The following is a 14,691-nucleotide window of genomic DNA, read 5'->3' on the forward strand; positions in this document are numbered from 1 at the left end:
TCGTATGAAGAATATAAAATATTTTGTTGGAGCTGTATGCCTGGCTCTATCATTGAATAGCTGTTCAGACTTTCTGAATGAGGAACCGGTGAGTGAGATCCCGGCAGGTGACATGTGGCAGACCGCCCGCGACGCTAAGGCAGGTATAAATGAAATCTACGGACTGTTGCGTTCCACTTTACGCGAGAATTATTTTTACTGGGGTGAGTTCCGTTCGGATAACGTAGCTCCCGGAGCACCAGTGATGGCCGATCAGGCACGTGTGATCAACAACCTGATGTCTACGGACGAGAAATGTGCGAAATGGACGACCTTGTATCAGATGATTAACCAGACCAATCTGGCCATCAAATATGTTCCTAATATCAGTATGCCTGATGTGGCAGACCGTAATGATTACCTCGGACAAGCGTATGCGTTGCGTGCTCTGGCTTATTTCTATGCTATCCGTGTCTGGGGAGACGTACCTTTGTTTATAGAACCTACTGAAAAGTATTCGGAGGCTATCTATAAGGAACGTACAGATAAGAATTATATTCTGGAACATGTTATTCTTCCTGACCTGAAAAAGGCGGAAAGCCTGATTAACCGTAATAAGAATTACGAACGCAAGCGTATTTCTATCTGTGGCGTATGGGCTATCATGGCGGACGCTTATATGTGGGCTGAAGAATATAATCTGGCTGACCAAACCATTGATAAAATGGCAACTATTGCCTCCAAAAAGGGTGGACGCTTTGTAGACTTCGAACCTAACATTGCTACTTGGCATACCATGTTTACAGAAGAACTGAACAATAAGCCTTCGGATGATACGCCCGAAAATGATGAATATAACTCCAGAGAGTTAATATTCCTTGTTCATTTCAACATGGATGAAGTCGGCACGAATGGTTACAGTTATATGTATCAATGGTTTTCCGGTTCAGGAAACCGTGCGGCAGTTATGTCCGACAAGTTTATGAGCATCTTTGATGAAAAGGATATGAAAGGTGATTTGCGCAAAGATTATACGGTGAAGAATTACCAGAATGGAAATGAATTGCGTAAATATATGGCAGGTGACATCAGTAACTCTTTGAATAAGACATGCGAAGTAGCCTATCCAATTTATCGTTACACAGATATGATGTTGTTGCAAGCAGAAGCTCGTGCTCATCAGGGAAAATGGGGTGAAGCTTTGGATTTAGTAAAAACTGTACGTGACCGTGCCGGATTGAACACGTTGACTGAAAATGATTTTGCTTCTGAAGACGAAGTCGTTAATTATATATTGCGTGAACGGCAAGTGGAATTAGCCGGCGAAGGACGCCGCTGGTTTGACTTGTTGCGTACCGGAAAGTGGAAGGAAGTGATGAAACCGATTAACGGAATGGAACAGGACGGAAACGAACTCTTCCCGATTCACTATTCACATATCTTGGAAAATCCGAAGATTGTGCAGAACACGTATTATGGTAATACTAACAACTAAAAAAGGTAGAAACAATGAAAAAGACAATATTATATAAGACCCTTTTCTTTTGTTGGGCGATATTGGCATTGACCGGCTGTGACCTGGACTTGCAGAAGAATTATGATTATGAGCCTTCGGTGGATGATCCGTATGTAAAAGTGACAGCGTGGGAATATTTCCAAGATCACAAAGATATGTTCTCGGAGTTGATAGCAGCTATTGAGTATACAGGTCTGAAGGACTATTATACCCAGACTGACAATAAATATACTTTTCTGGCTTTGAATAATGCAGGTATGCAGTTGTATCGTGAAAATGAATTTGCAGGTGCAGCATCCATTACCGATTGTGATAAAGAGAAAGTAACGAACATGTTGCTTTATCACATTGTAGACGGTGAATATAGTTCTTATGGACAGTTGCAGGTGGAACCGATGTTCGTATTGACGATGCTGAAAGGAGAGAATGGACTGATGACAATGTCTGTATGGAAAAACCCATGGCAGGCTGCAGTAGGTAAGATTCTGGTGAATCAGACCGGAAGCAACGGGAAATCTCCACAGCGTCAGGCTAAGACTAGCAACATTCTGCCGACGAACGGTGTGATTCATATATTTGAGAACTATTGCAAATATTCCAAATAACCACAGTTAATTAAAAAGAGAACTAATTATGATTCGTAAAATATATACCTTATTAATACTAGGACTTTGCCTGGGCTTTGCTGCCTGTAGCGATGATAATGATGGTCTGGATCCTAATGCGGCTGCTCCTGTGATTAAATTCCCGATGGAACAACTGGATGTGGATTTAAATAAAGTAGATAATCTGCCGGTAGTGGCTGTCATAAAGTCGCAGGCCGGACTCCAGAGTGTGACAATGAAATTGCAGACAGTGGAGGGGGTGACCGAATATAAAACGGTGACTGAATTTTTTAATCCCAATTCTTACAGCTTGTCTGAAAATCTGGAATACAATGCAAATTACGAAGCCTTTATCATTGAGGCTACGGATAAATTGAATCATGTTACGAGCGGAACTTTACCAATTGCTGTTACCGATGTAATGGCACGTCCTGTCATAACATTCGACCCGGAAGAGATTATATATGATGAAATGGATGAGAATCCGGTAATGCCTCGTACTACTTTTAAAATTGTTTCGGAAGCAGGTTTGAAGAAAGTGGAAAGATTCTTGGTCTCTACGGACGGACAAACACCGAAAGGCAGTGATATACTGAATGGCGACAAAACGTATGAGCACGATGAACTGATAGAATATAAAGAAGGCGATAAGGGCTTTAAAGTGAAAGCGGAAGATATCTATGGTAATATCACAATTTCTACTTTGCAGGTGTCATATAAGACTGTTCCGGTTCCTGTATTGACTTTGGGTAAAGAGCTTATTACTACTGATGAAGGAGTAGATACGGAAGTTCCGATGCACATCGAATCCGTTCGCGGTGTAAAACAGGTAGCTATCTTCCGGGTGGAGAATGGAGTAAGTACAGAGATTTTCCGTGAGCAGATAGTGGGCGATAACAAGAATTTTGATTATAAGCCTAAGGTGCAACTGACAGAAGAAACATCTCAACTCAAGGTGGTTGTTTCTGATGGTCGGGAAGGCAAGGAAGTTATAGGGATCGTAAAGACCTATGTGAATATGGAAGTTGTCCAACTTAAGGTTGGCAGTCATGTATTGGCCAATGCCGAACCGTTCGCTCTGATTTCGTTGAATGATATGAAAACGTATTCGGTAGATGAAGCTATCTCCAGTGTGGAAAGTGCTAAGAATGTTGATATAAAGTTCTTTATAAATTCTGCTAATAGTGTTCTTTCTTTCCGTTTCTATTCGATGGAGAATGTAGATAGCAAGAATAGTCTGTATAAAGGATCGGGCGGAAAGTCCTTGAGCAATCTGCCGGCTAAGAATATGACAAAATTTGTGTTATTCCCGGCAGGCTTTGATTACGATGCGGCTTCTCGTTCTTCTATTAAGAATGAATATTTGGCCGGAAGTGCCGATCAGAAAGTGTATATGACAATTGATAACTTTGTCGGCAGTGTGATTGGATTTAAGACTAGTGGTAATTCAAGTGCCGGTGGAGAAAGATACGGTGTCATGAAGGTACTTGATGTCTCCGGAAAGATGGATAATAATACGACCAAACAGATAGCAACGGTTGAAATCAAATTCCCTAAGAAGAAGTAAGCAGGGTAGTATTACCTACCGTCTGAAGTCTTAATAGAAAACTTCTTTTCTATTAAGACTAAACTTCCCTTTCATTGGGAATAAAGTTGTTCTCTGTCCGATACAAACTATAAACGAAGCTTCCGTTTTTATAAATGCAAGTTGCGTTTATAAAAACAAAGATTTCAATTATAAAAACAAAGCTTTCGTTTATAGTTTATGTTAGGGATAAAAGAAGTTTGCAACAAGGGGGAAGGGAGTTCTCTCCTTGTAGAGAATAACTTTTCTATTAATAGCCAACGCGAGAGTTAGTAACAGCTATCCGGTGAACCGTAGATAGAGTATACGAAAGATGCGACTGATAACAAATACGATGGTTAAGTAATAATGTGCAGTAGCTGAAAGTAATATGAGAAAACATATAATATATAGGTATTTCCTCTTTTTATCTTTGGTCGGACTGATGCAGTTGACGTTTAGCTGTTCCTCCTCTTCCAACGAAATAGAACCTTTGAAACCGGAAGGAGAAGATACTCCTTTGGAAAAAGATGAATATACTTTTATGAATGTAGAATACCGGAAGTGGCAGAACGGAACTTTCCAGGCATGGACAACGGCAGATTCAAGGGAAACACGTACCATTGATAATATGAATTGGTATACTCCCTCTTCGGGTTATAGCCGGACTGCATGGGGAGGACGAATCGGTTTGCAACCTTCATCTGTGGTTGGAAAAGAAGGCTTTTTCCGAGTGGCTTATTGTGGAGGCCGTTCTTATTTGCTCGATCCGGATAATGGAGCTGTTATCATTCATGGAATTCAGCATGTCCGTCCGGGAGAATCTACTGCTCATAAGAAGGCTTTCAGTACTCGATATGGTAGTGAGGTGCGATGGAGTGAAGAGACTGGCAAACTGTTGGCAGACAATCATATAAACTATATTTCGTATGGCTCGAACCGTATTGAAGTATTTCCTGCTGCAGTACGTGCTAACTTGTTGACGCCTAAGACGCAAAAGATTGCTTATGCAGAAAATCTGTATCTGCTCCGTACCTTTATGTGGGATATGAGCAAGAATTTGGGCTACGCGTTTGATGATGACAAGTATAATCGTCTCGTTCTTCTTTTCGAACCGACATTTGCTACGTACATAGATCATCTCGTACAAGAGAAGTCAGCTTTATTTGCCGGTGATCGGCATTTTATAGGTTTCTATCTTGACAATGAATTGCCGTTTGCCAGTTATCAGAATACTGACCCTTTGCGAGGAATTGATCTGAAACATTTCTTGTCCTTACCCGAACGCTATAAAGCGGCTCGTGAGTATGCAGAAAAGTTCATGCGGGATAACGGTATAGCTTCTGCCGGAGCGATCACCAAGAAAAATCAGGAAGACTTTCGGGGGATGGTTGCTGATTATTATTATCAGTTGACTACCGCTACCGTCAGACGATATGATAAAGAGCATTTGATTTTGGGGACACGGCTGCATGACTGGAGCAAATACAATCAGAAAGTGGTGGAAGCTTGTGCCCGTTATTGCGATCTTGTTTCTATCAATTATTATGCCCGTTGGCAACCGGAAGCAGATTTCTTGGCGAACCTGAAAGTTTGGTGTGGAACGAAACCTTTTTTAGTTTCGGAATTCTATACGAAAGCAGAAGATGCCAGTTATCAGGGAACTGGATATGCTAATACTGAAGGAGGTGGCTGGCTGGTGCATACACAAAAAAATAGAGGTGAGTTTTATCAGAACTTCTGTCTTCGTTTGCTTGAAACTCATAACTGTGTGGGCTGGGTACATTTTGAGTATAATGATGGTTACGATTCTAACGGAAAAGCTTCTAATAAAGGAGTGGTTTCCATCGAATACGAACCTTATGAATCTTTTCTGTCGCAGATGCGGCAGTTGAATCTTTCAGTTCATTCATTGATCGATTATTACGATACAAAATCGGTTCAATAGATTGACGGAAACTTTAAATAGACAAATTGAATATTTAGAATTAAAATAGTTATGACCATGAAGAAGTTTAGTTTATTTGCAATCCTTTTAGGATTTAATATAGCTTTGGGAGCATGTTCCGATGATGATGCCGCTCCTGTAGTAAAAAATGAAATCTTTCAACTTCCGGAAAAGGCTTATGTACTGGCGGAACAATCCAGACGGGCTATTGTCATCAGAGATGCGGAGACGCACCGCAATATTTGGAGTTGGGATCCTTATACTGCCTGTGTTCCTGCTGCACAGCAGGGTTGGTTTGTTAATCCGAGTGAAGTAAAACCGGTTTTCAATAGACGCTATATCTTGATGACTGCCTCCGGCGGAGCTGTGGCTTTAATCCGTTTGTCCGATCATAAATTAATGTTCTACGCAAATTGCGGACAGAATCCCCACTCTGCGGAGGTATTGCCCGATGGAAATATCGTGACGGCAGAATCTAAATCCGGTGAAATCAATACCTTTGTGGTTGACACGGTTAAGGTATTGGGAGCAAAAGCTAATACGGTGAAGTTGGGTAATGCGCATAATGTTGTTTGGGATAAGAAAAGATCGTATCTTTATGCTACAGCTACCAAAAAAGAGGGAGTGACTGCATTATTCCGTTTTAAGTACGATGGCAACCGGAGTAATCCCAAGTTAATAAATCAGACTACCCTTTATACATTCAGCAATGAATCGGGCGGACACGATTTGTTCCCGGTATATGGTGAAGAAGATAAACTGTGGCTTACTGCCGCTTCGGCTGTCTACAAGTTTGATTTGACAGGAGTTACCGACGCTACGACTAATGACTCTGCCGAACCGACTTGTGAGAAAGTCTACAATACAGCTGATATAAAAAGTATCTGTAACGGACCGGACGGAATCCTGATGTTGAAACCGACTGAAGAGTGGTGGGCTGAAGGACTTGTAAATGAGAAGGGAGAAGAACTCTTCAAGATGGACGGAGCTAAGATTTATAAAGGTCGTTGGATGATAGACAATACTTTCAGTTATCCGGAAAAGCACGATTTCGTATTGGGTGAGGATTGATTAAGTATCGTCGAAGGGTAATAAAATACATAAGTTGAATAATTAAGTTTGGAACAATGAGGAAACTTCTTCTTTTTTTATTGGTATCTATCGCATTACCGGCCTTGGCGCAGAACGGAAAGAAAGTGTATGCTGACTTCCACGGTGTGCGTTATACCCGGCAACATGACGGAAAGTTGGGGCGTTGGGAGATGTATGCCAATACGGAGAAATCAAGTACGGGAAGGAAATCCCTGTGTTATAATGCCGACCTGATAGACAGTGAAGGACGACATGAGATAGCGGCAGTGGCCTATCCCCAAGTCGGAATGCAGTCCAATCTCGATCCCGATTATATCGAATATCAGATATTGTCGGCAAAAGCTGCCAAGATAGACGGATTCTTTATCGAATGGGGATTCAAGCCTCACGAAAATGACATCTTGCTGCGTGAAATGCAGAAAGTGGCAGCGAAGTATGACTTTGAAATCGGTGTAAACTGGTGCGACGGTTGGTTGTATTATGACTGGATTACGAAGATTTATCCGGGAGTTAACACCCGTGAGGCAAAGACCGAATATATGGCTAAATGTTACCAATATTTAGTAGATAGTGTCTTTACCGGTCCGACTGCTCCTATGGTGAAGGGAATGCCTGTTTTTTATCATTTCGGTCCCGGAGCAAAAGTCGATGAATACAAGAAAGTATTATCACAGGTGAAGTTTCCGCAAGGAATGAAGCAGCCCGTTGCCTTACGTCGTTGGGCGGATTGGGGAAAACTGGAAAACGATAAATACATTCCTGTCACCCGCAGTGATGATATGGATGCCTGGAAAAAAGTGGGAGAGATACCGACCGCATGGCTTCCCGCCCGTGTCCGTACAAGAGATCAGGCACATGCTGAATGGGATAATTATGCCACGCAGGATGATGTTATTGAGTTTATGAAACCTTTCCGTGACTCGATTTGGCATAGTAACAATCCTGCTTATACCATTAAGTCAGGATTTGCCATGCCGGGAATGGATAACCGGGGATGTGCGGGCTGGGGACGCGGACACTTCTATTATATCCCTCGCAATAATGGAGAAACTTACCAAAGTATGTGGAAGTTCTGTATGGCGGAGAAAGACAGCCTTGACATGATGTTTATCGCTTCGTGGAGCGACTATACCGAAGGGCATGAAATAGAACCTACCATCGAAAACGGTGACCGTGAACTGCGTACCACTTTAAAGTATGCGGCAGAATTCAAAGGCGAACAGGCGGACGAGCGTGGCTTAACCTTACCTTTAATGCTTTTCCGTTTGCGAAAAGAAGCCCGTTTCCTGGAAAAGACGAAGATGGACGTATCTGCTTGTCAACGTTCGCTCGATAAGGCAGCGTTGTTGATTAGCCAGGGACGTTATCCGGTGGCGATAGGTTTGTTGTCACAAATAGAAAATGATGTCAAGACAGCCAAATCCGCTTTGGCGGTTGAGATGATGCGTTTGCGTGAGTCGGACATGAAGATTCAGGGAAAGCGAAAATCAGGTGGTTACAATGCCGAAGAAACGCTTTCTATCTCTTTGCCCAAAGAATTGGTTTCCAAACTGCAAATGAATAACTATGTAGGGTATCTCTATTTTGAATACCTGGACAAAGGAAATGAATCTCTTTTTATACGTTCGTCCACACAGCGCGAACCGAAAGAACCGTTTAAAATTGTATCCCGGATACGTACCGACAATACAGGCGAATGGAAAAGTGCAAAAGTGGAACTGTATAAAGATAATATCGTAAATGGATTCAATATGCCTACTTTCTATTTAAAAGGAAATGTCGTTATCCGTAATTTGTCATTGGGCTATACCATCTACACTGTCAAATAAATGTATTGATGAAGAGTTTGAAAAATTGGTTATTAGTTTTATCCGTATTATCTTGTTTCGGGTGTTCCTCGTCGGTTCATGAAGACGGCAAGGGATGTGCTTTCGTATCCGACAGTATTCAATACAGGGTTGAGTTTATGTCGGAGGGATGCGTGCGGATTCTGTCTTTTCCCGAAGGTGATACGCTGGTAACAAAAAGATTGGTTGTCGATTCGCAAAAATCGGCATTCAAAGATTATAAATGGAAAGATACAGGGCAGCAACTGATCTTTTCTACCCGTGAGCTTTCCGTTGCTTTTGATAAAGAAGATGCGGCTTTCACTTTTCAGGAAGTATCGACAGGAAAGTTATTACTGAAAGAGAAAGAAGCTAAAAAGGCACGGCACTTCAAACGTTCGGTTGCCGGAGGTGAGCAATGCCTCGAAGTAACCCAACGCTTTGTTCCTACTGACGATGAGGCTATTTACGGTCTGGGGCAGTATCAGAATGGAATCATGAACTATCGTGGAAAATCCGTACTTCTGTTACAGGCTAATATGGATATTGTCAATCCGTTCCTTATCTCGACTAACGGATATGGTATCTTGTGGGATAATTATTCTTCAACAAAGTTTGAAGATACGAAAGAAGGATACTCATTTACTTCCGAGGTAGGCGATGCTTCCGACTATTATTTTGTATATGGCAAGAATATGGACGAAGTCGTTGCCGGTTATCGGGAATTGACGGGAGACGTGCCGATGTTCGGGAAGTGGGTATATGGTTTCTGGCAGTCTAAAGAACGTTATAAATCGTTCGATGAGTTGAAAGCCGTTGTAAAGGAGTATCGTAAACGGGGGATTCCGTTGGATAACATTGTGCAAGACTGGGAATATTGGGGAGATAAACCTCATTGGAACAGTCTGACTTTCCATCCGGCGAACTTCGATCATCCCCGGCAAGTCATTGAAGAACTGCATCAGCAGGATCATGTTCACTTTATGCTTTCCGTATGGCCCGGATTCGGACCGGAAACAGCTGTCTATCAGTCACTCGATTCTATCGGTGCCTTATTTAGCGAACCTACATGGGCAGGCTATAAAGTCTTTGATGCTTACAATTCTGCCGCACGGGATATCTTTTGGCAATATCTCAAGAAAGGACTCTATGATATGGGTGTGGATGCCTGGTGGATGGATGCGACAGAGCCTTCTTTCCGTGACGGATTCACACAGTTGAAGCAGGAAGAGAGGACGAAATCAGCCGGAAATACTTATCTGGGCAGTTTCCACCGTTATCTGAATACCTATTCTTTGGAGATGCTGAAGGACTTCTATCAACGTCTTCGAGCCGAAAGCGATCAGAAGCGCATATTTATCTTAACCCGTTCCGCCTTTGCCTCACAACAGCATTATGGTACGGCGGTATGGTCGGGTGATGTCTCGGCTTCATGGGAAAATATGCATAAACAACTGGTTGCCGGTTTGAACTTATCCATGTCCGGTATTCCGTATTGGACTTCCGATACAGGAGGATTCTTTGTCACAGAACGTGATGCAAAATATCCTGATGGGTTGAAAAGCAATGATTATAAAGAGTTGTATTCCCGTTGGTTCCAGTTCAGTGCATTTACTCCTATCTTCCGTGCTCACGGCACGAATGTGCCGCGTGAAGTTTGGCAATTCGGTGAAAAGGGAACATCTTACTATGATAATCAGGTGAAATATATACATCTGCGTTACCGTCTGTTGCCTTACATTTACTCGATGTCTCACCAAGTCACAGCCAACAACTATACCCTGTTGAGAGGCTTGGCAATGGATTTCACCACAGATACCCGGACTTTTGATATTGATAACGCCTATATGTTCGGCACCTCTTTATTGGTACGACCGGTATTTCATCCGCAATCGGAAGAAAAGAACATCAGTGTCTATCTGCCGGAACACAACGGCAAATATTGGTACGATTTTTGGACCGGAAAGGCCTTTGAAGGAGGAAGAGAACAAATGCAGGCAAACACCCTCGACATCCTTCCCCTGTATGTAAAAGCCGGTTCTATCTTGCCTTTGGCAGAAGTGAAACAATATGCGATGGAATACCCCGACCGTGAATTGGAACTACGTATTTACGGAGGAGCGGATGCTTCTTTCTTATGGTATGAGGACGAAGGCGACTCCTACCGCTATGAAGACGGCGTATGTTCCAAAGTACCGATGCAATGGAAAGATTCGGAACGGACATTGACGATCGGTTTGCGTGAAGGAAGTTATCCCGGTATGCCGGAACAAGTAAAAATGCGTGTGAAGTTATATCTGCCTGACGGTGCTGCTCTTGAGAGTAAAGAGTGTGTCTACACAGGCAGAGAGGTAAAAATAAAGTTTTAATTAGATGCATACATAGATTATGAAGAAGTTATTCTATATCTTTATTCTATTGTTTATTGTGGGATGGGCGCAGGCACAGCAACGCGTGGTATACACCATCAACGACGGGTGGAAATTTACAAAAGGATCTCCGTTTGAAGCACAACTGACTGGTTGTGACGATTCTTCATGGGAGACGGTCAATATACCTCATACCTGGAATGATAAAGATGCAGACGATGAAACTCCGGGATTCTATCGGGGGCCGGTCTGGTATCGAAAACAGTTGTTTATAGACAAAAGCCAGGAGGGACGTCGGGCAGTGATCTATTTTGAAGGAGCTAATCAGGAAGTACGATTCTACCTGAACGGTCAGTTCGTTGGAGAGCACAAAGGAGGATATACCCGCTTCTGTTTTGACATCACTCCCCATTTGCGTTATGGACAGGAAAATCTGTTTGCCATTTATGTAAACAATGTCTATAATCCGAATATTCCCCCCTTATCTGCTGATTTTACTTTCTTTGGCGGTATCTACCGGGACGTTTATTTGCAGTTTATGAATCCGGTGCACATTGCAACGAATGATTATGCTTCGTCGGGAGTTTATATCCGTACCCCCGAAGTGAATAACTCCGCTGCTTCGGTAGAAATCACTACGCTACTGACGAACGATATGCCCCAGGCTGCGGAAATCAGGGTGGAGAATATAATCTGTGATGCGGATGGCAAGGAAGTGAAAAAGACGCAGGCAGAAGTAAAACTGGCAGCCGGCGAGACGAAGACGGACATCTCCAAAAAGATAAAAATAGATTCCCCTCGTCTGTGGGATATAGACGATCCGTATCGCTATATGGTATATACCCGTATTCTTGATAAAAGAAAGGGTACTTTGCTGGATGAAGTGGTGAATCCGTTAGGTTTGCGCTGGTTCAAGTTTGATTCGGAAAAAGGTTTTTTCCTGAATGGCAAAGGACGCAAACTGATCGGAACTGCCCGGCATCAGGATTATTTTCAGAAAGGAAATGCTTTGCGTGACGAATTGCACGTACAGGATGTATTGCTATTGAAGGAGATGGGAGGAAACTATCTGCGTGTATCACACTATCCTCAAGATCCTGTAATCATGGAAATGTGTGATAAACTGGGCATTGTGACTTCGGTTGAAATTCCCGTCGTTAATGCTGTTACAGAAACCGAAGAGTTCCTGCATAATTCTGTTGAGATGGCGAAAGAGATGGTACGTCAGGATTTCAACCGTCCTTCCGTAATGATTTGGGGGTATATGAATGAGATTTTCCTGCGTCGTCCCTATACCGAAGGCAAACAGTTGGAAGATTACTACCGTTTTACGGAAAAAGTAGCCCGTGCCTTGGAGGCGACTATCCGTGAGGAAGATCCTTCAAGATATACGATGATGGCTTATCACAATATGCCTCAATACTACGAAGATGCTCATCTCACCGAAATCCCGATGATTCAGGGATGGAACTTGTATCAAGGTTGGTATGAACCGGATATCAATGAGTTCCAGCGTTTGCTCGACCGTGCCCATAAAGCATACAAAGGGAAAGTGCTGATGGTAACGGAATATGGACCGGGAGTGGATCCGAGAGTTCATTCGTACCAACCGGAACGTTTTGACTTCTCGCAGGAATATGGACTGGTATATCATAAACATTACCTCAATGAAATGATGAAACGTCCGTTTGTAGCCGGTTCCAGTCTGTGGAATCTGAATGATTTTTATTCCGAATCCCGTGTAGATGCTGTTCCTCATGTAAACAATAAAGGCGTTGTCGGGTTAAACAGGGAGAAGAAAGATGTTTATTGGTTCTATAAGACAGCCTTGTCACGTCGTCCGATACTTGTCATTGGTAATCGGGAGTGGAAAAGCCGTGGGGGAGTGGTGAATACGGCGCAGAAAGAATGTATTCAATCCGTCCCTGTATTCTCTAATGCGGAAGAAGTAGAGCTGTTTGTGAATAACAAGAGTCTGGGAAAGAAAAAGATAGAAGATAATTATGCTTTGTTTGATGTACCGTTTGTGGGCGGAGAGAATCTGCTGGAAGCTGTTGCTGTGACTGGTGATAACAAGTTGCGTGATATGCTTCGGATTCAGTTCCAGTTGGTAGGCTCGCAGTTGAAAGACGAAACTGTGCCATTTACGGAAATAAATGTAATGTTAGGTTCTCCGAGATATTTTGAAGATCGTGCGGCAAACGTAGCATGGATTCCCGAACAGGAATATAAGCCCGGTAGCTGGGGATTTATCGGTGGAACATCCTATCGTCGTCAAACAGGATTCGGCACCATGCTTGGTTCGGATATCGATATTCATGGAACGGACATGAATCCAATCTTCCAGACCCAACGCGTTGGAATAAAATCTTTTAAGGCTGATGTACCAAATGGAGAATATTCTGTATATTTGCACTGGGCAGAATTGGAGTCGGACAAAGAAAGAGAAGCATTGGTCTATAATCTGGGAGCTGACTCGGAACAAACATTTGCCGGAAATCGCAGCTTTGGTATTTCAATCAATGGAACAACCGTTTCAGATGATTTCAACGTAGCCCGTGATTACGGATATGCCCGTGCTGTTATCAAAAAGTTTGTAATAACAGTAAAGGATGGAAAAGGAGTAAGTGTCGACTTTCATAAAAAAGAAGGAGAACCTATTCTGAATGCTATCCGTATTTATAGAAACTATTAATCATAAACACAGTTCGTATGCTTAGGTCTATTTATTTATTGTCTTTTTTCCTCCTGCAATCCCTGTTTGCTTTTGCAGGAAATGTAAAGGAAGGTGTTCCATCCACTTTTGATTTGTATGTATGCATCGGTCAATCCAACATGGCGGGGCGTGCAACATTGACTCCGGAGGTCATGGATACGCTGCAAAATGTATATCTATTGAATGATAAGGGGAATTTTGAACCGGCAGTAAATCCTCTCAATCGTTATTCGACAGTCCGTAAAGACCTGTCGATGCAACGCTTGGGACCGGCTTATGGTTTTGCCAAAGAAATGACGCGGAAAACGAAACGCCCTCTCGGACTGGTAGTAAATGCGCGTGGTGGTTCTTCTATCAACTCTTGGCTAAAAGGTAGTAAAGATGGATATTATGAAGAAGCCCTCTCCCGGATTCGGATTGCGATGAAACAGGGAGGTGTTTTGAAAGCGATCCTTTGGCATCAGGGAGAAGCCGATTGTTCCAATCCGGAAGCATATAAACAAAAACTGATTTCTTTGGTGAAAGATCTGCGGGAAGATTTAAACATGCCGGATCTGCCGGTTGTTGTCGGACAGATTTCTCAATGGAACTGGACGAAGAGAGAAGCGGGAACTGTTCCCTTTAATCAGATGATTAAAAAAGTATCTTCATTTATTCCCCATTCCGATTGGGTATCGTCGAAAGGATTGGGATGGTATAAAGATGAGAAGGACCCTCATTTTAATACAGAAGCACAAGTATTATTAGGAAAACGTTATGCGGAAAAGGTATGGAAGTTCTATAAGCATAAATAAGATCAACCGGGAATCTCTGTTGGCGGTACTATATGAATAAACGTGAGATCGCTGATTGATGTAGAAAAAATAGTGACGGTATATGTTCAGGATACTAACGGTATCGCTGTCATATACCGTCACTATTTGCATTGGATAGCGTCACTATTTTTTTTATGTAGAATGGCTTATTTATGGCAGCCTTTTTAATGGCTCAGTCTGAAAACTTGGGGGATTGCGTTAAAATTCTTATTTTTGCATCATGAAAACATCCTCTTCCCAAACGATTGATCCTGTTGCTTC

At 42.6% G+C, this 14,691-nt stretch carries 9 protein-coding genes; all 9 read left to right on the forward strand.

The annotated features are described in order from the left end of the window. Nucleotides 1-4 precede the first annotated feature (4 nt). A complete protein-coding gene (locus KFO40_RS12460; RefSeq protein WP_008776394.1) occupies nt 5-1,474 on the forward strand; it encodes a RagB/SusD family nutrient uptake outer membrane protein in 1,470 nt (489 codons plus the stop codon). A 14-nt stretch (nt 1,475-1,488) separates the two neighbouring features. Beyond that, the gene (locus KFO40_RS12465) at nt 1,489-2,100 is read left to right on the forward strand and encodes a fasciclin domain-containing protein (protein WP_004304976.1); all 612 of its coding nucleotides are present in this window, start codon (nt 1,489-1,491) and stop codon (nt 2,098-2,100) included. Nucleotides 2,101-2,128: 28 nt separating this feature from the next. Continuing rightward, nucleotides 2,129-3,667 carry a hypothetical protein gene (locus KFO40_RS12470; protein ID WP_008776393.1) on the forward strand — a complete coding sequence of 513 codons (1,539 nt, stop codon included), beginning with the start codon at nt 2,129-2,131 and terminating at the stop codon, nt 3,665-3,667. 388 nt (nt 3,668-4,055) lie between these two features. Then, a complete protein-coding gene (locus tag KFO40_RS12475) occupies nt 4,056-5,612 on the forward strand; it encodes a hypothetical protein (RefSeq protein ID WP_211146416.1) in 1,557 nt (518 codons plus the stop codon). A 57-nt stretch (nt 5,613-5,669) separates the two neighbouring features. Further along, a complete protein-coding gene (locus KFO40_RS12480) occupies nt 5,670-6,683 on the forward strand; it encodes a DUF6528 family protein (RefSeq protein WP_118219832.1) in 1,014 nt (337 codons plus the stop codon). Between the two features lie 56 nt (nt 6,684-6,739). Further along, on the forward strand, nt 6,740-8,533 hold the full coding sequence (locus KFO40_RS12485; RefSeq protein WP_211146417.1) for a glycoside hydrolase family 71/99-like protein: 1,794 nt from the start codon (nt 6,740-6,742) through the stop codon (nt 8,531-8,533). Nucleotides 8,534-8,541: 8 nt separating this feature from the next. Further along, on the forward strand, nt 8,542-10,899 hold the full coding sequence (locus tag KFO40_RS12490) for a TIM-barrel domain-containing protein (RefSeq protein ID WP_211146418.1): 2,358 nt from the start codon (nt 8,542-8,544) through the stop codon (nt 10,897-10,899). Nucleotides 10,900-10,918: 19 nt separating this feature from the next. Beyond that, nucleotides 10,919-13,594 carry a glycoside hydrolase family 2 TIM barrel-domain containing protein gene (locus KFO40_RS12495; RefSeq protein WP_211146419.1) on the forward strand — a complete coding sequence of 892 codons (2,676 nt, stop codon included), beginning with the start codon at nt 10,919-10,921 and terminating at the stop codon, nt 13,592-13,594. 17 nt (nt 13,595-13,611) lie between these two features. After that, nucleotides 13,612-14,409: a sialate O-acetylesterase gene (locus tag KFO40_RS12500; RefSeq protein WP_211146420.1), complete on the forward strand. Its 798-nt coding sequence runs from the start codon at nt 13,612-13,614 to the stop codon at nt 14,407-14,409. The last annotated feature ends 282 nt before the right edge of the window (nt 14,410-14,691 follow it).

This window comes from Bacteroides sp. 1001302B_160321_D4 (genome assembly GCF_015667765.1).
Taxonomy (GTDB): Bacteria; Bacteroidota; Bacteroidia; order Bacteroidales; family Bacteroidaceae; genus Bacteroides; species Bacteroides xylanisolvens.